Raw genomic sequence first — 20,639 nt, 5'->3', positions numbered from 1 at the left:
CGGATGCGAGTCCCGACTCGACGACCCGGCTCCTCCCACTTTTTCGTTGTAATTAAAGTGACAGCAGCGACCGGAATTTGAGAGTCATCATCAAAGGTAACGGGCAGACGGGCCAGATCTTATCCTTTGTTTGAGTGGCATACTGACGCTTAGCTACCTAGGGTGTACTTCTGGCTCAAATGCTGCCGAGGATGACGTGACGGCCGAACTGGCACACCACCTTATCGGAGCTATCCACGACCCACTACTTCGCAGACATTCCACTTTGTCATCTAGACAACCCCCTCAGCGCATTACACCATTGATTATGAAGTCCCACGGAAGCCAGGCTGCGGTCACCAGTGTGTTCTTTTTTTGGCCTGAGAGGAGGCAAGTATGAGCGCGCATCCACTGCAATCGGCAAATCATCGCCAAAACCAATATCAGATGCGCTTTTCACTTCATGGCCTGGGGTGTCGGACGGGGCAGCAACTCGGTATCCGCCCTGTTTAACCCCGTTCCACGAACCCGACGAATCTATATAGCAAAACTCGTCATTGTCGCCCTGTCCGAATATTGGCATCGGTGGCGACAATTCAGGAAAAGGAATCGGCTCATGCTCGCATGGATGGCTGCGGTATCGAGGTCTAATATGCGTCCCGACTGGTCCAAAACCCTTTCCCCGGTCGTGCTCGCGGCCCTCGCTGCGACCACAATCACTGTCACTGCATCAAGTGGCGCGGCCGTCGCGGGTTTACCGTCGACGAGTAGTCAAGGCGGGCAACTTACGGCGGCGGTCGCAGTCTCGGACGCTGCAGACGACATGTCCTTCTCAATCAAAATTGAAAATGTCGGTGACGCTGCTGTCAATAACGTCCGTATGAGCGTGAGGGCACCTGAAGGAGTCGTTGCGGACCTAGTACCGGCGCTGATCGAGACGCTTGCCCCAGGTGCCTCCAAGCTCATTGAACTGACACCGCAGGGATCGCCCTCCCGGCGACCTGCCAGCTTGGAGATAGCCGCCGTCGGAACGACAAACGGCGTTGACACCTCTGCGGTCGTTGCCGTTAGCCTCGTTGACACCGCGCCAGTTGTTGCCGTGACCGTCACGGGTAACACGATTCTTTCTGATACATCACCTGCTGATCTGTTGGTCGTTGCTGAGAACAAAGGCGACGCTGTTGCTAAAGTGACGTTGCGAGCTTTCGCCGGCCAGAATAGCGTGCGCCTGGCCCAGCAGGACGGCGATATTGCCAAAGCTGCAACTGGAACCACCCTCACGATGAGCATCCTCGCTAACTCCTCATCGAGCGCGTTACTTCGTGTCGAAGCCAAGCCGCCACTCCGGCGTGGGTCTGCCTCCGCAGTGATAACGGCTGAGGTCGAGTCGGGATCCGAGCACTATGAAGTTGTAAATACAACCCTGTTGACGACTAGCCTCGCTGCAGACGCCCTGCCGGCAGTTCTGGGTGTCAGTTCGGCGCTCTTCATTCCGGGATTTCTAGGTGTGTGGTCGTTTCTCTACGTCTGGATCCGTGATCGTCGACGGGTTGGGGTCCCGGCACCGGACGCGCTCGAGCAGATCTGGAAGAACAAGTGGTTGCTGATCGCCGCGGCGGGCTTCTCACTCGTGATCGCGGTGGTCGTCGGCTGGCTAGGCATCGCGTATCTATTTGATACTTACTCGATCGGCGAGATTCTCAAAGTATCGATCGGCACGGCCGTACTGGGGCTCCTTGCCGGCTGGTTGACAGTCCAGAGCCACCGACGAAAGGTGCAGCTCATAAACGTGGACGCTGCTCCTCTCGATGTTGTGCGTGCTTCAGCTAAGGCAGATGCATCAACGCAGCGGAAAATTTACCAGGGAACGGATGGAAGAAAAGGTCTCTTCGTCCACAATGACAGGGATGAGGTTATCGTCGCCCCCCAGATAGCGATGACGAACATGGGAGAAGTTAGCAAACTCATTGATGGCGGTGGTAGTGCACTTCCAATTGCACTGAACAAGATTGAAGCGACATCTGGAGAGGACCTGTTGTGGTTCCCAACTGATGAGGGCTTCGTGGCTACTCCAGGCCCACTGCCGGGAGCTAAGTGGACTGGGCAAAAGTTGGCACTGCTGCGCTATGAGAACCCACCAGAATAAAAGGGGCGGTGGTTACCCCGTAGGTAACCACCACCCTGCGCCGTAATATGATTAGGCACCTTACCGCCTGCGGACCAAGGCTACTGCCGCCACAGAATCGGTCGCTTTAAGCTTAGCGAATGAGGAGCAGGATTGTGAGAGTTGAAGTTACGGCGATTCGAGCATCGTATTTAACAGTTTGTGTCCACGATCAGCTCTCAAGCGCTCTGGGAAGCGATGAGCAGTTCGTTCAGCGACTCGTGGACTTGAAGGATATCCGCCGCCAGCAAGTCGGGCTCCCCTTCGCCAAAGACTTACCAGTTGATAGCCGATTCTGGTCCAAGGTCGCGGAGGAAGCTGTGCAGGTCCCAGTATCGCCGGAGAAAGCGAAACGCCTCCGACGTCATTTCGTCCCACTTCGCTGGGCAGATGCAGTTGTGACCGGAAAAGTCTTACCCAGAATTGAGGCTCACCTACATCGATTCGGTGTCGTAGCAATTGCAACAGTCGACCTGACATGGGAGACGCCGGTTCCCTTTGAGGAGGTATGGAGCCGTCTTGCCGAAGCGGAGTCACAGGGCCTCCGAGCTGCCCTAGGGACACACACACAGTTCACGGACACTACCGTGCGAGACGCTTCTCGGGCATTTGCCATGAGTCTCGCCGAAGAAATACAGGACGAGCCAGCTTCTATATTCACAGAGCCCTTGACACGCCGAATTGTGACAGTCATCGACGGCAAGAGTGACGCTCCGTTCCAAGAGATGCCACCCGCGAACAGTCCGTTCCATATAGCCCTTCACCACTTGGCAAGCGGTGAAGACGTTATCGCGGCGCCTGCGGCTGCCTTCGTACCGCAATGGAACATGGCGGGTTACGTCTTTCCGCCCAGCAGGATGATGTACACCCTATCCGCCGGTTCTGCCAGTCTGATTGAGAGCGCGATCCGACCACCGTCCGGGGAATTGTATGCTTCGAATTGGCACCGGGAACGCACTCTGATCACGGCCTACGTGTGCGCACTGGCGGACCTTGTCGAGTCGGCACCACAGAGTACATCCGGTGCCTTCCGGGCATGGGCAGGACTCGCTGCCCAAACACTCGCTCGCCTCTACGGACCCTCGCGGGACTACCTCGAATGGGGCCAGTACCCGGCCGCGATACTAACCAGAACCGGCGCGATCACGGCTGTACGCGACGCACTCGGAGGTAAGCTATCTTCGAACGTCGACTTCCCTGTGAGCCCCTATCCCAAATGATCTTAGCAATCTGGTCCGAGGAGAGTCTGTTTGAACGGGCCTATCAAGGACCAATCCGCTAGTATCACCAACACACAGACTGATCCCAGTTCGTCCCAAGGGGTAAAGATGCCAACCGGAACCGTAAAGTGGTACAAAGCTGACGCTGGGTTTGGAACCATATCCACAGACAATGGAGGTCCGGATCTTTTCGTGCACCACACAAGAATCACGGGTACGGGGTTCCGATTTCTACTGGCAGGAGAGCCGGTGGAATTTGATGTCGGTGAAGATCCAAAGAAGGGCTCCGTAGCCGTCAACGTTCGCCCGCCAAGTTCCAGGTTGAATGGTCGAGTTGAGAATTTCGATCATCAAAAGGGATTCGGAACCATCAAGCGTTCCGATAGCGGCGAACTCGTGTTCTTTCATTTTAAAAATATTCTCTCCACCGGTCAGGGCAGGACAACAGCGGAACCGGGCGAGGAAGTACAGTTTACACTCGGGACACGGAAAACTGGTGCTCTCCAAGCTTTACTAGTAAAGCGGGCTGATTCCCGGGCTCCTCTTTTGCGGTTTGCTGACATGGGTGATGACCGAAAATGGCTAGACTTGCTCTCCGGCAAAGCCGAGCCGGAAAATTGGAATCACAGCGTGTCTTCCGGGAGCAACCGATACAAGCCCGTACTATACAGCTACATCGTCCACACCTTTGCGCGTTTGGAGCAGGAAGATGCAGGCGCAACCGGGAAAAAGATTGCAATGGGCCGGGCGGGCGCCTCACCATACGCGTGTTTCAACACAGGCCTAGTTACGAAGCACCAAGAAGAAATTTTCGCGTTGTTTTCAGGGAAAACTCCCGGACAAGATGGGCGGAAGTGGCGATTGGCAGGATTCCATGCTGAAAGTGACCATGCCATGCTCGGAAAATTCGAAAGGTTGCCTGAGATAGCCAACTATTTCGACGACGCGAGCGTACTTCTCTATGACCGGTCTTGCGAACTGTATATCGACGTGGAGCACATTATTCAAGACAACATCAAACGCTTCCCGGAAGAACTGCGTAGTAAAGAGCACCTGGCCAGAAACTCCCTCCATGCAGCGCGAGTACAGACCGGAAAGCGTGTTAATCGAAATTACAAGGCTGCGGTCCCCCAGTTCCACAGGGGAGCAGTGCAACTACTGCTTCCGCTGTGTCTTGTCGAACCTGCGCGAGCGGACTTAGCTTTAGTCGTCACCAAGCACGACAGACAATACAGAGGTGAAACTGTCCTAACTCTGGATATGGCATACAACAACGCTCGTCTGATATGCCGGCCGGATAGTGACTGGCTGAAAGCCTGATTGAAAGTTGCCATCGTCCTTTGTTTAGGCCGCTACGGCAGAGTCCTAACAATGCACCGACTCAGGACCTGACACTGGCCCCGCATCACCTTGGCGCTAAAACTGCTTAGGCCGATTCAGTCTCGCTATTATCGCGCGAGCTTCACTCACTACAGAGCAAGGGCGAAACCTGTGAAAGATTTCAATAGCGGAGTAACGACCGAGAGTTTCGACTTCGGGGACCATCTGAACTGGTCTTCCGACATGGTGGACGTGACTATAAGCGCGGAGCTCCCCTTCTGGCTCATGGTGGAGGACTGCAAATTACAGTTGCCCATCTCTGGTGCTTCTTTCCAGGTCACACTGAGGGATCGCTACACGCAGTTGCATGTAGGAGATGTTCTCGACTCCCGTCGCTCTCTCGTTTGGCTGGGACCCGAGGACGAGCAACCCGCGCTCACGTCAACAGTCGTGAAGGCACTCGAGGAGCAAGGCGGAACGTTCCGGCCCTGTCGCTCAGTTGTGCAGATTGCCGCTCGAGCGCACGAAGATGTGTTTTCCGCCCTTGCTTTGACGGGTGAAGAAGCCGCTACCCCTGGTCGGTCCAACGAAGCGGAATACTACTTGGCAACCCTTTGTGAAGCTCATATCCCTGTTCTGAACGACTTGATTCAGCGCTATCGACTTGCGACCTATGATTACTTTCCGTACGAAATCGCACCCTGGGATGTGCCCGTATGGCAGGTAATTGCTCCCGGCGGGATGATATCGATTCGACTTCTGCCCTATTCGGAGTGGGACCGAAAGCCTGTCATACACGATCAGGATAAGACCATGGATCCAGACGCAGCAGCGACTTCTTTCCGATTCACCGACCCCGGAACTGTTTCTGCTATTGATCCGTCCCAAGCAACGCCCGGGGAGTTTGAGCTCCTTGATGCTCGCTCACTTATGGAGCGAGGTGACTACACAGGAGCCGTGCGCCGTTGTGTAACGGCAATCGAAGCAGTGGTCGAACATGCACTGCGCATCGAGCTCAATAAGAAGTTCTCCGTCGCTGATGTAGAAAAGAAGTTAGAAGCATCTCAGACTGATTTCCCAGGTCGTTTCCGGCAGTGGCAGAAGCTTTCCAGTACCGCGATAAGCGAGCAAGTAGATACAACCTTTAGTGCAACTCGAAAAATACGACATCAAATTGTGCATCAGGGACTCCGCCTGACACATGCAGATCGTGGTAGAGCCCAAATGTTTGTAGACAACGCTAGGTGGCTGTTCAATGCCATCGAGAACAAGCCCGATAGAACAGCGCTCAGGGAAAAGCCCTTCGTTCTCCGTGACGTGGGCCGTGGGCCGATTGTCCCTCGTTTCGGCGTCATCGTGGACGCCAACGGAATGCGCGTCGAACAATCCTCATAGCGAAATTGGTAGTGAGAACTGATCCCGAGGGCAGCGCCCGAGTTAGACGACTCCGAGCTTCCCTCGCTACTACTTATGGCTAAGTCTTGGTGCTCCCAGCGAACCGAGCGAAGACGATCTCCAGACGCTGTTCCTCGGTGGGGCACGTGCAATTAGCCCCAAACGCCCGAACCACGCCAACACTCTCCGGAATGCTGGTGGCGTGTAACCGCCATCTGAGCGACTCCGACCATGATCCTGATAACTCCCAGGCTAAGCTCTAGAAGCTGCGGAAAGCTGCATTCTGGTGTTGTGGAAATATGCTCATCCTCATCTGGAACCTCCACCACCAGGTTCGGCGCCAAACCAACCAGTAGCCAGGTACTGGACGATTACGATCAGGCCTACGCTACCGATGACCACCAGGTTTTCTACCGGGATGCGAAACTTCTCGTGACGTGCGTGGCCAAGGCGACTCGAGATGTGACTGAACGAGATCTAGTCACGAGAAGCCAACTCCGATAATCTTCCGCCAAGAGCTGGGGGCAACCTTCGTAGGTCGTTTTTAGAAAGAAGGAAAGTCCCGTGGGGAAGATGAAAGGCAACCGCCTCAACACGGCAGCCAATGTAGGCAGCTTCGTCACGTCTCGACAGCAGCTCGATATTCAGAGACAGCTGGCCATGCAGGGAGCGGTTCAGGCGCAACTTGCAGCTGCGCAGCTTGACCAGCTTCGGCGTCAGCAATTGGCAATTGACTATGCGAATCTCTGTCAGTGGGCAGACAATGAATTTCATGCAGGCCGTATGACCAAGGAGCAAGCCGAAGTATTTGTCGCCGAACAGTGGCATAACCGGGTGACTCCCCCGCCAAAAAGCTCGTCGCTAGTTACTTCATCTCCATGGAAGTCTCTAGACAATATTCTTGGTCGTGATCCTGCTCCTGGCTGGTACCACGAAGGCCACGGCGCCGCGCGCTGGTGGAATGGGACAAGGTGGACGGTTCACGTATGTACCGTCCAGGAGGCACTGGCAAGGCAGCAGGTCTCACCTGTAGCGGCAACACCCCCGTCGACGGCACAGGTGGCTTCCCCGGCCGGTTGGTACCCAACGCATACCCAGGGGGTGTTGGCATATTGGGACGGACACGCATGGACCGGTCAAACCAGAACGGATAGCTAGAACAGGCAGACGTTGCTGGCCAAGCTTCTCCAGTCATCGGCAGCCAGAACTAGGCTCGCTCCCTACAACCGCCGCTGCCGGAACATCGGGAACGACTCCCGCACCCGCTCCACCGTCTCCAGCGACACCTCCACCGTCCGCACACCCGGCACCACTCCAAGATCAGCCTCAACCATCCCCATCGGGTCCACCAGCACGCTCCTGCCCACCGAAACCGGCGGTGCCTGGCACACCCCCGCCACGTACACGCTGTTCTCGATCGCCCTGGCCGCGTTCAATGCCAGCCACTGCTCCGTCTTGTGCTCCCCCGGCACCCAGGACGAGCAGACCAGCAGGACCTGTGCGCCGGCGTCGGCCAGGGACCTGGCCAGCTCGGGGAAGCGCAGGTCGTAGCAGGTCATCAGCCCGAACCGCACTCCCGCGTGCTCGAACACCACCGGAGCGGTGGACGGGCCCGGCTTGATGAACGTCGACTCCCCGAAGCCCTGCGCGTCGAAAAGGTGGATCTTCCGGTAGAAAGCCAGCCGGCCGCCGTCGGGCCCGTAAGCCACCAGCGTGTTGTAGGCCCGGCCGGGCTCGTCCGAGGTTTCCACCACGCCGGCCACGAGCGCGATGCGGTGGCGGCGGGCAATGTCGGCAAGCTCCCGGCAGACCGGGCCGTCCAGCGGCTCGGCCACCGCTGGGAAGGTCGCGTCCACCTTCTTCTTCTCGTAGGTGGCGTACTCCGGGAAGGCGACCAGCGCGGCGCCGTCGCGCGCTGCCTCGGCGGTGAAACGGTCGATCGCAGCCAGGTTGGCCCGGATGTCGGCGCCCGACTCCAGCTGCCCCAGCGCAATCCTCACAAGAGTTCCTTCCCTCAACGGCCAAACCAGCAGACTGACAAGTGTCAGGCCGCTGCCTCGACCGTCGCCTTCTCCGTGGCCGTCATCTCCGGCGGCGAGGCCTTGAACCCGCGGGTGATCAGGGCCAGGACCAGCACGCCCAGCACCAGCCAGGACAATCCCAGCGTAATGGCGTTGCTGTCCAGCTGGGAGAGCAGGTAGGCGCAGATGAGGGCGCCGATCACCGGGACCACCACGTAGGACACCGGGTGCAGCTGGTGCCCGGCCCGGCGCTGGCGCACATAGTGGAACACCACCGAGGCGTTCACCAGCGTGAAGGCGGTGAAGGCACCGAAGTTGATGAACGACGTCGACGTGGCCACATCCAGGAAGATCGCGATCAGGCCCACGATGCCGGTGATGACCAGGTTCACCACCGGGGTGTGGAACTTCTCGCTGAGCTTGCCGAAGACCGCTTTGGGCAGGACGGAGTCGCGGCCCATCGCGTACAGCAGCCGGGAGGCGCTGGCCTGCGCGGCGAGGCCGGAGGCGAACTGCGCCACCACCAGGCCGGCCAGGAACACGGCACCGAAGAGCTGCCCGCCGATCTGCAGGGCGATGGAGCTGGCCGCGGAGGCCGAGTCCTCGAACACCCCGCCCGGGTGGACCAGCTGGGTCACGTAGGACACCGCCACGAAGATGCCGCCGCCGATCAGGGCCACCAGCATGATGGCGCGCGGCACGGTCCGGCGCGGGTTGATGGTTTCCTCGGTGAGGGTGGTGACGGCGTCGAACCCCAGGAACGAGTACGCGGCGATGGCGGCGCCGGCGGAGATGGTGGTGAAGCTGGCGGTGTCGTTGAAGAACGGCTGCCCGCTGGCCAGTCCCCCGGCCCCGTTGGCGGACACCACGTTGCCGATGGCCAGCGCCACAAAGAACACGAGGACCAGCAGCTGGAACGCCATCAGCACGTAGTTGGCCTTGTCCGCCACCTTGATGCCCAGGATGTTCAGCAGCGTGGTGACCACGATGAAGCCCACGACCCAGACGCCGATGGGGACGCCGGGGAACTGCGCGGTCAGGTAGGAGCCGCCGATGAGCCAGATGACCATGGGCAGGAAGAGGTAGTCCAGCAGGACGGCCCAGCCCACCAGGAACCCGACGCGGGGGTCGATGGAGCGGCGGACGTAGGTGTAGGCGGAGCCGGCCACCGGGTGGGCGACGGCCATCCGGCCGTAGCTGTGCGCGGTGAACAGCATGGCCACGAGCGCCACGAGGTACGCGGCGGGGGCGGCGCCGCCGGTGGTTTCGGCGATGATGCCGAAGATCCCCAGGACGATGATCGGGGTCAGGTACGCCAACCCGAACAGGACCAGCGAGGGCAGCTTCAGCGTGCGGGTGAGGGTGGTTGTCACGGTGTTTCCTTAGGGCTTGTAGGACGGCGGTGTCCAGGTGGCCGGGTTGATCCGGCCTTGGTAGACGGGAAGTTCGACGGCGGGCTCCCCCTCGCGGAACTGCGACCAGGGGCGGTTGAGGTTCTCCGTGCCGTGCGTGCGGACGCGGTCGACGGCGGCCAGGTCCAGTTCCGCGGTGAGCAACATTGGTTGATCGTCGGGTGCTTCGGCGAGGGTGTTGCCCTCCGGGTCCACGATGATGCTCTTGCCCTTGCCGGTGGGGCCGGCGCAGTTGACGCTGACCATGAAGACCTGGTTCACGATGGCATTGGCCTTGGCGAGGATCAGTTCCTGTTTGCGGTCGGGGGTGGTGGTTTTGACGACATTGAGGATGACGTCGGCGCCCATCCAGGCGAGCTGGCGGGACACCTCGGGGTACCAGGCGTCGTAGCAGATGTTCAGGCCCACCCTGCCGATGCCGGGCAGGTCCACGGTGGTGAACCGGTCGCCGGGGTCGTAGGGCTCGAACGGGCGCCAGGGGAAGATCTTCCGGTAGTAGCCGGCGAGCTCCCCGTCCGGTGACAGGACCAGCTGGGTGTTGAACAGCTGGCCTTCCGGGCCTCGTTCGCAGACACTGCCGGGGACCAGCCAGATGTTGAGGTCCTTGGCGAGCTGTTTGAGCTCTTTGACCCGTGGCCCATCCAGGGGCTCGGCGCTTGCTTGCAGCATTTCGGTTCTTTGTAGGTCCGGGTTCTCATCCCCGAACAGGTGGAGCTCGGGGAAGACGACCAGCTTGCTGTGCGACTGGGCGTCGAGGGCTTCTTTGACCTCGTCGGCGAAGGCCGAGACGGGTTCGCCGATGAGCCGGGGCCTTGTCTGAGCCGCGACGAGGGGAAGGATGCGTTGCATGGTTTTTCTCCGCTGTGGGGTGTGATCCGGGTTATATTAGATCAGAATGATCCAATAAAGGGAAGGGGGCCGGCGTGGGCCGTAAAGTAGCGGTTATGACCCGTCAGCTGGACGACACCGCCGAGCCCTCGCGCCTTGGCGCCGGCGGCATGCCCGGGATGGAGCGCCGCAGTGCGATGGACGCGGTGCGCATGCGGATCGGTATGGCGATTTCCTTGGGGCTGCTGCAGCCGGGCGAGCGACTGCCAGACCAGGAGGACGTGGCGCTGGGTCTTTCGGTCAGCCCGATTACGGCCCGTCGTGCGCTGGCGAGCCTGGCGGAGCAGGGCGTGGTGGTGCGCCGGCGCGGCCGGGCCGGGGGGACCTTTGTGGCGGATTCGCCGCCGACCGAGGTGTTGGCGTCACTTTCCGCCTCCCCCGCGGAGTCCCAGGCGGTGAACCGGCTGGTAGACCGAAGGCTGCTGTTCGAATGCGCGGTGACGCACTATGCGGCGGTCAACGCCACTGCTGAGCAACTGGACGAGCTGGAGCGGCTGACCCGTAAGATGGCCGAATCGAGCGACTGGTCTTACTACCACCGGATGGACGAACAGTTCCATCAGCTGGTGGGCACGGCGTCGTGCCTGGACACCGCCGTCGAGGTCTACCACGAGACCCTCGCCGAGCTGTACGACTACTTCATCCCCTACCCCATTGAGAAGCTGCACAAGTCCAACCACGACCACATCGCGCTCGTGGCAGCCCTCCGCACCCGCAACGTTGAGGAAGCCGTGGAGGTCTCCCGGAAGCACGTGGACATTTTGCACCGGACCATGTTCATGGGGCTGACCGAGGGTGGGGCTTGAGCGCAATGACGACGGAGCGACGCACCACCCCGGCTGCTGTCCCCCTCCGGAGCCAACCGAATCGCTGGAGCCCGGACTAACCCGCTTATCGAAGACATTCCAGGCTGCCACCGTTCTACCGGAAGCGATCATCCGGCCGATGACCACGCTAGAGACCTCTCAATCAGGGTGCACTACCCGGCAGGACAAGCCTAATTCAGACGCAGTTCGGACCCTGCTCATTTCTTTGAATCGCTTGTCGAAGGTTTTCTCGCTGGATCTGAAGGGCCGCCTTGTACGGACTGCCCGGAGCCTTCTGAATATTTAGCGGCGGCAGAAGATGCCCAATGATCATCGTCTCGATGGGGTCAACGTCGTATGGGTCCACCACAGCGTGAGTAAACAAGAGATTTTTCTTCATCCATCGAGTTAGTTCTTTTTCCGCGTCGCCGTTCAGTTTTGGCTTTGCACCTTGGATCCTGGCACCCGTAAGTAGGTCAAGGTCGCTGTGCAAGAGGGCAGCCAGCGACAGCCTTGGCGATGATTGACCTATCCGTCGAGAGTGCCGTCTTTGGAACCGCTGGGCAAGGTTCGTCTCGGCCATTCCCACATACAAGGGCTGTCGATAATCCACAGTCGGGAAACCTGACGGATAGAAAGGTTCCAGTTCTCCGCCCAGGTCCCACCACGCGTACACGGCTGGCTCCCGAACCTTCAGCAGCGTACCTAGTGGCTCGGGCGGGCCTGTTAGGAGGCTCCTCTGCGCCTCGATCCATGTGATTCTCACGGTCTGCCCATCCCCTCCTCCGTTTTCCGCAACTAAACCGAAAGCTTAGGCCACTGCCGAAAAATAGACACAGGGAGCAGGAACGCTATTCAGTCGAGATGTGGCCAATTTCCGACTTCCGTTTTCGTTTTCCTCTGACTGAGCCGGTTTTCTCCCCCGGCGAACAGGACCAACAAAAGATCCGACGAGGGAGGCCCGGGCGTGGATGCCTGCAACGCAGCCTGGCATTGCTCGGGGCATTTCAGGACTACCCCCTGTTACAGTCCGTCGTCGGCAGAATCAGGCGCTCCGGCTGCTAGCTCTCGTCGGCGGAGCCCTTACTCTTGCGTGCTCGTTCAAATCGCCCGAGTGCCAGCATGTACTCGTAAGGCCAGTCCTGAGGCTTTCCACCCTGCGGCATCTCCCAGGAATCGGGTTCACCAATGGGCATGCCGCCCCAAAGCCGCCGATAGATGCGGGCGAACAGCGGAACGCCCTCCTTCCTTTTGAACCGCCACACCAAATACTTGTTGGGAAGGTCGCTTAGTAGCCACTTCAGCACCGGCAACTGTGCCAAGAACTGAAAGACGACGGATGTGGCCGAGGGTCGGCTTGCCTCCCTAAAGAGAGCCCCCGTCTGGGAAATGCGAACCCACCGGACACCTGTGGCGTCCGAGAACCTGAGTACGGCGTAGTCCCAGCCAACTTGCTCGTCGTGGACCTCGACCTCCTCGCCAGGCCTAAGCATCGAGTCGGAAAGGTGAATTGGGTTCAGAGTCTCGACGGTTGCGGAGGCTCGTTCTGTCCCGGCCACATATGCATCCCAATGTTGAGACTTGTGCAGCGTTATCCATCCTGACAAAGTCACGGGGAGTTCCGAATCATTCCGCAGGCGAATAGAGCGGGAAATTCTGCCATAGACGCCGCCTCCAGCTTCCACCCAGTGCTCCTGAACGCTCAGGTGTATGCGACTTGCCTGAACACGTTGTGCGTCCGCCCGGCTGCGTCGTCTGTCAGCAAGCCCTTGCCCAAGAAGGTAAACGGCGGTGGTGGCCACGACAACATTTCCAATATCGCCAGCCGTTTGCCATGCTTCAGCAACCGGATCAACAACAGAATGATTCATGCTACTGATTCTGCCTTGCGGTTAGGGCGTGCTCGGGCCTCTTACAGTGTCCTGCTTCCTTCCTGAAGAGCCGTGCCTGCCTGCGGTTGGGCACAGCAACGCAAACGTATTCCAGATAAATGTGGCAGGAAGCAAGGCTGTAGCCCTATTTGCGCTGCTCCGCTATTACGTGCTGCCGGAGGGTTCATGTGCCCCTGTCGTGCCTTCTGACCGGCTCACATGGGTTCCTAGAGTTCTTTCTATCCGGCCCCACCGGTCTTGGCCTCAAAGGACTGCCGAACATTTTCAGGTAGTGTCTCGTACATCTCCTGAATGCGACGCGGCTGCGCGATCTTCTCCTCAGCCAAGGCATTGATCGCCAAAAAGAAAACTTCGGCGATGGAACTGTCGTCCTCGTCCAAGTACATGACAGCCGACTCGTCGCCGTCCTTTTCGCCATGCAATGCCGTGTTGCCTACGTGGCGGACTATGTTCAAGGCTTGCAGCGTGGCTTCTGAGACAGTGCGGCTCAAGGCAACTAGTCGGCCATCCAGCTTGACCGTATGAGGCAAGTCCGCAGTAAGTTGCCGTGCAAGTTGTTCGAGAGCGGCCCGACACAGAGCAGCAGCAGCCCGACGCGAGTGAGGCAGAACCGCTGCTGCCTCATCGTATAGGGAAGCGACGTTTGGAGGCAGGTCCGCGCTGCGTTCAGGGACGCTGCTGTTTCCTTCCAAGGCCGGATCTGGAAAGACCAGCATTTTACCGATCCAAAGAGCGGATTTCCTGCATGCGAAGCACAGGCTCCGCGACCAAACCTGGTCAATCTCCTGCCAGGTGTTCCCATTCCATTGCCTGAAACTTGGGTCAGCAACGCCGGTGCTGTTCCGTAAGTGCAGGGTGTCGAAAGTCTGTGCGGCGAGGGCTCTACAATTCGGACAATTGAAGCTGCTCGCTCCGTGTCTTGGCTGTTCCTTTTTCGAAGGCATGAGAGATTCTCCCATGCCTTCCGTCCTACAACCGATCGGGGCCAGGACACTCCCTGCTGTGAGATGAATTGCGAACTCAAGTAGGCTCGGATACGTCTCACAGTTTTTTAGCTACCCTCGGCTTGTGGAAGGGCCTGCGGTCACCGGACGATCATCACGCATCGCCGGGTAGTCGATGCCCGGACCAGCTCATTAGTCTCGCTCAGAGAGCAGACACAAGGTCACGCTTTGCGAAGAACGACACCCAGACCAAACATGCACGGCATCGGCGCGCCCGGCCAAGGCCGGACGCGCCCTTCGTGTGCTCGGAACCTATAAGTGGTTGGCAGCCCCTAATTCAGTCGATGAGCGCAGGAGGCCTGGCGCCATCGGAAGGATCCACAACGGGCGCAACCTCACGGCCGGAACGTTGGTTCATCCGGCACCCCACCGCCAACAGCGCCACGAGTCCGAAGGTGCTCAGGAGCTGGGGGCGTGACTCCTCGCCGATGAGACCCACCGTGAAGATCGCCGCGAGGATGAGCAGGCCAAGGGAAGTGAGCCACGGGAATCCGGGCATCCGAAGGGGAAGTGCCGTTCCCTCCCGGTCGGCACGCAGGCGCAGCGCGAGCTGGGCCAGGAGCGCAGAGGTCCACACGAGCAGACAGGTCGAACCCACAATGTTCAGCAGGACCGGAAGGACCTTCTCGGGGAAAGCCAGCTCGAGCACCACCGTGACAACGCCGAAGGCGACGCTGGCCAGCACGGCGACCACCGGAACGCGGGCCTTCGACACGGAAGCAAGCCAGCGCGGGGCTTCGCCACGCTCGGCCAGGGAGAACGCCATCCGGGACGCACCGTAAAGGTTGGCGTTGAGAGCGGACAGCAGAGCCGCCACGGCCACCAAGGTAATGGCAGTAGCAGCGCCCGGCATGCCCGCGGCGTCCAGCACGGCGGCGAACGGGCTCTTCAGCCCCGCCGAACCCACGGGAACCACGGCAGCAATCACAAAGATCGCCCCGATGTAGAACACCAGGATCCGCCACAGCACCGTGCGGACAGCCTTCTTCACGCTGCGGGCGGGCTCCGCCGTTTCAGCTGCGGCCACGGAGACGATCTCGGTGCCGCCGAACGCGAACGCCACCACGAACAGGGCCGTCGCAATCCCACCGAAGCCGCTCGGCGCGAAGCCCTCGCCCATGAAGTTGGACAGTCCCGGCGACTGCACGCCCGGCACCAAGCCGAAGAGCAGCGCGAAGCCCACCAGCAGGAACCCGACGATCGCCGCCACCTTGAGCAGGGCAAACCAGAACTCAAACTCACCGAAGTTCTTCACGCTCGTCAGGTTCACGGCGGTGAGCACCACAATGAACACGAAGGCCATCAGCCACACCGGCAGCGCCGGGAAGATAGTGGCCAGCAGCCCTGCCGCACCCAGCGCCTCGGCCGCAATGACCACCACCAGCTGCAGCCACCACAGCCAGCCCACCGTCGCACCGGCCACCGGCCCGTAGGCCTTGGCGGTGTACACGGAGAAGGCTCCGCTGTCCGGGTTGGCGGCAGCCATCTCGCCGAGCGCCCACATCACCAGGATGATGAGGGTTCCGGCCACGAGGTAGGAGATCAGCACCGCCGGGCCGGCGGCCTGAATACCCGCGCCCGATCCGATGAACAGGCCCGCGCCGATGGCACTGCCCAGGCCCATCATGGTGAGCTGGCGGGGTTTGAGGGCCGCGCCGAGTGGGCGGGCAGACGTCTTTGTCTGTTGTTCCATGGGGATTCCTCTTGGTTGTAGGTGGAACTGTTGGGGATAAAAGTTCAGGCCGCGTGGGCTGCGAGGAGCCGGAGCACGCGGTTGTTGGAGGCGGGATCGGCAACGGTGATCCGCACCCCGTCACCTTGGTACGCCCGGACCATGATGCCGGCGGCATCGAACGCGTCCACCAGCGTCGCCAGGAGCGCAGCATCGGCGCGGATCCACAGGAAGTTGCCCTGGCTCGGCTGCAGTTTCCAGCCCTGGGCGGCCAGCTCAGCGGCCATCCGGGCGCGCTCCTGCCTCACTAAGGAAACCCGCGCTGCCATCTCCTCCCCCGCGTCCAGCGACGCGACGGCTGCCTTCTGCGCCAGCGCGCTCACGCCGAAGGGAAGGGCGGTCCGGCGCAGGCCCTCGGCGATGGCCGGCGACGCCACGGCGTAGCCCACGCGGAGGCCGGCGAGCCCGTACGCCTTGGAGAAGGTGCGAAGGATGCAGACGTTCGGGAACCGGCGGTAGAGCGCCAGGGAGTCGGGGCCCGCATCGGCGTACTCCACGTAGGCCTCGTCGATCACCACCAGGACACTGGAGGGCACAGTCTGGAGGAAGGCTTCAAGACGGTCGTGGCTGATCGGCACTCCGGTGGGGTTGTTGGGGGTGCAGAGCAGGATGACCTTGGTGCGGTCGGTGACGGCGGCGGCCATGGCCTCGAGGTCGTGGCCCTCGGCCTCGTCCAGCGGAACGCGGGCCGGCCGGGCTCCCGCCAGCTCCACCAGGATGGGATATGCCTCGAAGGAGCGCCAAGCGAAGACCACTTCATCTCCGGCGTCGCACAGTCCGGTGATGATCTGCTGCAGGACTCCCACGCTGCCGGGTCCCACCGCCACTTCCTCCCAGGTCACGCCCAGGTGCAGGGCAAGCCGTTCGCGGAGTTCGACGGCGGCCATGTCCGGGTAGCGGTTCATCCGGCCGGCCGCTTCGGCCACCGCAGCCATGGCTGAGGGCAGGGGATCGTAGTGGCTTTCGTTGCTGGCGAGGGCGGCGATGTCCGCGCCGGCGCTGCGCCGGCCCGGGACGTAGGACGGAAGGCCGGTCACCGCGCCGCGAAGGATGGGCACCGCAGTTTCGGGAACGGCCAAAAGCTGATCACTGGTCATGAGGTCCGATCATGGAAGTGACCCGGACCACAATGCAAGGTAGGCTCCGGTGCTTGGGACTTCTGCTCAACTTCTAGTACCTCTGGTGAAAATATGACCATCGCAAACTCTCGCACCCTCGATTCCCTCGACGGCCGGATCATCCTCGCCCTGGACAAGGACCCCGAAGCCAGCGCCCTGGCACTCTCCCGGACACTCGGCGTCGCCCGCAACACCGTCCACGCCCGGCTGGCACGGCTGGAGCGCAGCGGCGCGCTCCGCTCCTTCAGCCGCAGGCTGGACCCCGCCGCGCTGGGCTACGAGCTGATGGCCTTCCTGTCCCTCTCGATCAGCCAGACCCGGACCGGCTCGGTGGAGAACGGGCTCGCCGCGATCCCGGAGGTCATCGAGGTGCATGCCACCACCGGGGACGCGGACCTCATGGCCAAGGTGGTGGCCCGCGGCACCGCCGACCTCTACCGCATCACCAACGAGATCCTGGAAATCGACGGGATCGAGCGGACCAGCACGGCCATCTCCATCCTGGAACTCATGCCGCCCCGCTACGACGGCCTCATCAGCCGGCTGTCGGAACAGGAGGCGCGCCCTACGGAGTAATCGCAGGTGATAGGCGCCACAGTTGGGCACATTGTCAGCGTCGGCTCCTCCTGCTGCCAAAAATCCCAATAGCATCCAGCGGTATTGCAAATGTGAGATGCAGGACACACGATGCCTGAATGACTACTCTCACCGTCTCCGGCCGCGTGGCACAGGTTCTCAGCAGCTATGTCAGCGACGTCTTCGGCGTCATGGGCAACGGCAACGTCTACTTCCTGGACGCCGCCGAGAAGCAGGGCCTCCGCTTCACCCCCGTCCGGCACGAGGGCGCCGCCATCGCCGCGGCCGACGCCTACTACCGGGCCTCCGGACGGCTGGCCGTAGGCACCACGACCTACGGCCCCGGCTACACCAACGCGCTCACCGCCCTAGCCGAGGCCGTCCAGGCGCAGATCCCCGTCGTGTTGGTCACCGGGGACGCCCCCACCAGCGGCGCCCGTCCCTGGGACGTGGACCAGGCCGCCATCGCCGCGGGCCTTGGCGCGGCCACCTTCACCGCAACCCGCGACGCCGCGGGCGCCGTCACCCGGCAGGCGGTGGAGTACGCACTCACCCGGCGCACCGCCGTCGTGCTTGCCATCCCCTACGACCTCGCCGCACTCGAGGCCGAGGACCAGGAACTTCCGGCGCCGTCGGCACCCCAGGTGATGCACGACGGCGGCACGGACCTTGGGCAGGTTGCCCGCCTGCTCGCCGGTGCCAGGCGGCCGCTGATCCTGGCCGGCCGCGGCGCGCACCTCGCCGGTGCCGGCCCGGAACTCCGCGAACTCGCCGACCGGCTCGGTGCACTGACCGCCGGAACCGCCCTGGCGCTCAACCTCCTCAATGGCGAGGGGTACCTGGGCGTGGCCGGCGGTTTCGGCACCGACACCGCGGCCGGGCTCATGGGTGAGGCCGACGTGGTCCTGGTGGCCGGGGCCAGCCTGAGCCCGTTCACCCTGCGGTTCGGGCACCTGCTGGGCCCGGACAGCACCGTCATCCAGATCGACACCGCCCTGCAGCCGACCAACCCGCGGGTGGACCTGTTCGTTCAGTCAGATGCGAAGGCTGCTGCTTCGCGTCTTCTGGCGTTGCTCGACGGTGAGGCCGCTGTGGCTGGTTGGCGGGCCGAAGCTGCCAAGCGTCTGACTGCGGGACCGGGGCATGAGGCATGCTCTTTGGAAACTTCGGACGGCCGGCTGGACCCGCGGGCCCTCGCCACCGCCCTGGACGCCGTGCTGCCGGATCGCCGCACGGTGGTGCAGGACGGCGGGCACTTTATCGGCTGGGCGCCCATGTACTGGAACATCCCGCGGCCACAGGACCTGGTGATGGTGGGCACCGCGTTCCAGTCCATCGGGCTGGGACTTGCAAGCGCCGTCGGGGCAGCCCGTGCGCTGGAGGACGGCCGCACCCTGGTGCTGGCCTCGGGCGATGGCGGCTTCCTGATGGGCCTGGCCGACCTTGAATCGCTGATCGGCGCGGCCCGCAGCGCGATTGTGGTGATCTACAACGACGCCGCGTATGGCGCCGAGATACACCAGTACGGTTCGCAGGGCCTGACCGAGAAGCCGATGCTGATTCCCGAGGTGGACTTCAGCGGTGTGGCGCGGGCACTGGGGGCCGAGTCCGCCGTGATCCGCTCACTGGACGACCTTTCGGCACTTCAAGACTGGATCGACGCCGGCGCGAACGGAACCTTCGTGGCCGACTGTCGGATCACCTCCAGCGTCCGGGCGCCGTGGCTGACCGAGTGGATGAACGCCACGCGGGCTGCGAAGGCGGCTGTGGCGGGGTAGCTTCCCTCCCTGCGTCCGCTCCCTCAATCTGCCGAATGGTTAACCAAGGGCTGCTACATGGGCATGGGACGCTCGCGATTGAAGAGGGTGATTGTCAGAGCTTGCTCGGCGGTCGCGTAGGTGATCTGAGAGCAGAGCCGATGACTCTCTGGTTAAACAGAACGGTCCGAGTCTGCGCCCAGGTAGTGGCGCAGACTCGGACCGATGAGACTGGATGAGCCCGTTAGAGAACTTCGCAAGCTTTCAGCTCGACGCCGAGGTCGCCGCCATCCTGAAAAGTGCCCCGCACAGTGATCGCGCTCTCGGGCACGATGGTGGCTGCTCGTGCTGCTGGCACGTCGTTGCAGTTGACGTGCAAGAAGTTGTACTTGTCGCCGTTATCGAGCCGCACGATGTACTGATCCTTATCGAGGAATTCAGTGTCGACCTTATCGACGAAGCCGGTGACCTGCAGAACCTTGCCCTTGTACTTCGCGTCGGCAGCGGCCTCATTGCCCTTGAAGTCCGCCAGAAGAGTACCAGCTTCGACTTGCACCACCTCCGGAGCCGCTTTTGCAGGAGCGGGCGCCGCCGCAGGTGCTGCCGCTGCTGCGGGCGCCGCAGCAGACGCGACTGCTGATGCGTCCGTGGCAGGCGTGGCAGTGGCTGAAGAATTGCTCTTGCCGCCATTCGCCATCGAAGAAACGATTGCAATCACCACAATGATCAGTGGGATTATGAAGCGCTTCTTCTTGAACCAGGGGCGAGTCGCTTTGCGATAGGCCTTATCGGCTGCTGCTTGGGCTTTGCCATCACGCTTTGCCTCGGTCAATGTTGCTTTATCTGTCATTGCAGTTCCCCGTATAACTTCGTTGGCTAATTACTCTGGGTGGCTTGTCTTCTCGCGGTATCACTCAGATATAGCCCTGCGTCAAGCAGATGACAGGATCCCCCCGCTAAAACTATAAACGCACATGAAGACGAAATTGGGGAATTTCACCAGAATCATGACCGTACGAGGTCATAAAATTACATTTCACGGTAATACATCAGTAATTGCTCAAGATCTCCGCAGTTTTGGCCAAGGAACTTCACCTGACTGTCTCCGCATACTTCTGGATTTCATTGCTTCGGTCGCGCGCTTTGTTAGCAACAGATCACCAACGCTGCGTATTGGGCCGAGACGAGCGAGATCGCCCTGCCCGCGGTCGGAGATCATGGAATCCCTATCGCCCCTTTACGCTTGGGCGCCGTAGCTCCAGCGCACAACTATTTGACCCGGACCTGATCCGGGTATGTGTCGAAGTGACTTGATATGCATCTTCCAGTGGGATGGATATTGCTCCAATCGCTTT

General features: G+C 61.1%; 18 protein-coding genes. 8 read left to right on the top strand and 10 right to left on the bottom strand.

Annotated features, from left to right (window positions below; all coding sequences use genetic code 11):
* Window positions 1–595: 595 nt before the first annotated feature.
* The 4 genes from ACR65K_RS15410 to ACR65K_RS15395 all read left to right on the top strand — a co-directional run bounded on the left by ACR65K_RS15410 (window position 596) and on the right by ACR65K_RS15395 (window position 6,078).
* On the top strand, window positions 596–2,125 hold the full coding sequence (locus tag ACR65K_RS15410; protein WP_440153822.1) for a COG1361 family protein: 1,530 nt from the start codon (window positions 596–598) through the stop codon (window positions 2,123–2,125).
* Between the two features lie 119 nt (window positions 2,126–2,244).
* Window positions 2,245–3,363 carry an aldo-keto reductase family protein gene (locus ACR65K_RS15405; RefSeq protein WP_440153820.1) on the top strand — a complete coding sequence of 373 codons (1,119 nt, stop codon included), beginning with the start codon at window positions 2,245–2,247 and terminating at the stop codon, window positions 3,361–3,363.
* Window positions 3,364–3,471: 108 nt separating this feature from the next.
* The gene (locus ACR65K_RS15400; RefSeq protein ID WP_440153818.1) at window positions 3,472–4,683 is read left to right on the top strand and encodes a DUF3825 domain-containing protein; all 1,212 of its coding nucleotides are present in this window, start codon (window positions 3,472–3,474) and stop codon (window positions 4,681–4,683) included.
* A 171-nt stretch (window positions 4,684–4,854) separates the two neighbouring features.
* The gene (locus ACR65K_RS15395; RefSeq protein ID WP_440153816.1) at window positions 4,855–6,078 is read left to right on the top strand and encodes a hypothetical protein; all 1,224 of its coding nucleotides are present in this window, start codon (window positions 4,855–4,857) and stop codon (window positions 6,076–6,078) included.
* Window positions 6,079–6,555: 477 nt separating this feature from the next.
* On the opposite strand, the gene ACR65K_RS15390 is transcribed toward ACR65K_RS15395, so the two are convergent.
* Entirely contained in the window at window positions 6,556–6,906 is a 351-nt protein-coding gene (locus tag ACR65K_RS15390; protein WP_440153965.1) for a hypothetical protein, read from the bottom strand.
* Here ACR65K_RS15390 and ACR65K_RS15385 point away from each other — a divergent pair.
* Window positions 6,862–7,236: a DUF2510 domain-containing protein gene (locus ACR65K_RS15385; RefSeq protein ID WP_440153958.1), complete on the top strand. Its 375-nt coding sequence runs from the start codon at window positions 6,862–6,864 to the stop codon at window positions 7,234–7,236. The genes ACR65K_RS15390 and ACR65K_RS15385 overlap by 45 nt on opposite strands.
* A gap of 62 nt (window positions 7,237–7,298) precedes the next feature.
* On the opposite strand, the gene ACR65K_RS15380 is transcribed toward ACR65K_RS15385, so the two are convergent.
* The 3 genes from ACR65K_RS15380 to ACR65K_RS15370 are packed head-to-tail and all read right to left on the bottom strand — an operon-like array spanning window position 7,299 to window position 10,360.
* Entirely contained in the window at window positions 7,299–8,078 is a 780-nt protein-coding gene (locus tag ACR65K_RS15380) for a carbon-nitrogen hydrolase family protein (protein WP_440153814.1), read from the bottom strand.
* 44 nt (window positions 8,079–8,122) lie between these two features.
* Entirely contained in the window at window positions 8,123–9,472 is a 1,350-nt protein-coding gene (locus ACR65K_RS15375; protein WP_440153812.1) for an APC family permease, read from the bottom strand.
* 9 nt (window positions 9,473–9,481) lie between these two features.
* Window positions 9,482–10,360 (bottom strand): carbon-nitrogen hydrolase family protein, encoded by an 879-nt coding sequence (locus tag ACR65K_RS15370; RefSeq protein ID WP_440153810.1) that lies wholly within the window; start codon window positions 10,358–10,360, stop codon window positions 9,482–9,484.
* Window positions 10,361–10,455: 95 nt separating this feature from the next.
* Here ACR65K_RS15370 and ACR65K_RS15365 point away from each other — a divergent pair, with 95 nt between their 5' ends.
* A complete protein-coding gene (locus ACR65K_RS15365; protein WP_440153808.1) occupies window positions 10,456–11,205 on the top strand; it encodes a FadR/GntR family transcriptional regulator in 750 nt (249 codons plus the stop codon).
* Between the two features lie 196 nt (window positions 11,206–11,401).
* On the opposite strand, the gene ACR65K_RS15360 is transcribed toward ACR65K_RS15365, so the two are convergent.
* From ACR65K_RS15360 to hisC, 5 genes are all read right to left on the bottom strand, one after another.
* Window positions 11,402–11,794, bottom strand: coding sequence for a GIY-YIG nuclease family protein (locus ACR65K_RS15360; RefSeq protein WP_440153957.1), 393 nt, complete (start codon window positions 11,792–11,794; stop codon window positions 11,402–11,404).
* Between the two features lie 472 nt (window positions 11,795–12,266).
* Window positions 12,267–13,076 (bottom strand): hypothetical protein, encoded by an 810-nt coding sequence (locus ACR65K_RS15355; RefSeq protein WP_440153806.1) that lies wholly within the window; start codon window positions 13,074–13,076, stop codon window positions 12,267–12,269.
* Between the two features lie 239 nt (window positions 13,077–13,315).
* A complete protein-coding gene (locus ACR65K_RS15350) occupies window positions 13,316–14,056 on the bottom strand; it encodes a DUF4145 domain-containing protein (RefSeq protein WP_440153805.1) in 741 nt (246 codons plus the stop codon).
* A 322-nt stretch (window positions 14,057–14,378) separates the two neighbouring features.
* A complete protein-coding gene (locus ACR65K_RS15345) occupies window positions 14,379–15,794 on the bottom strand; it encodes an amino acid permease (protein ID WP_440153803.1) in 1,416 nt (471 codons plus the stop codon).
* Window positions 15,795–15,838: 44 nt separating this feature from the next.
* On the bottom strand, window positions 15,839–16,930 hold the full coding sequence (hisC, locus tag ACR65K_RS15340; RefSeq protein WP_440153802.1) for a histidinol-phosphate transaminase: 1,092 nt from the start codon (window positions 16,928–16,930) through the stop codon (window positions 15,839–15,841).
* A gap of 93 nt (window positions 16,931–17,023) precedes the next feature.
* On the opposite strand from hisC, the gene ACR65K_RS15335 reads away from it, so the two are divergent.
* Complete coding sequence (locus tag ACR65K_RS15335; protein WP_440153801.1) at window positions 17,024–17,527, top strand: Lrp/AsnC family transcriptional regulator; 504 nt, start codon at window positions 17,024–17,026, stop codon at window positions 17,525–17,527.
* A 119-nt stretch (window positions 17,528–17,646) separates the two neighbouring features.
* Entirely contained in the window at window positions 17,647–19,305 is a 1,659-nt protein-coding gene (locus ACR65K_RS15330) for a thiamine pyrophosphate-binding protein (protein WP_440153800.1), read from the top strand.
* A gap of 223 nt (window positions 19,306–19,528) precedes the next feature.
* Here ACR65K_RS15330 and ACR65K_RS15325 read toward each other — a convergent pair whose 3' ends face one another.
* Window positions 19,529–20,134 carry an OB-fold protein gene (locus ACR65K_RS15325; RefSeq protein WP_440153798.1) on the bottom strand — a complete coding sequence of 202 codons (606 nt, stop codon included), beginning with the start codon at window positions 20,132–20,134 and terminating at the stop codon, window positions 19,529–19,531.
* Window positions 20,135–20,639: the final 505 nt, after the last annotated feature.

It is taken from the genome of Arthrobacter sp. SAFR-179 (assembly GCF_059414945.1).
This window is presented reverse-complemented; position numbering and strand designations above follow the sequence as displayed.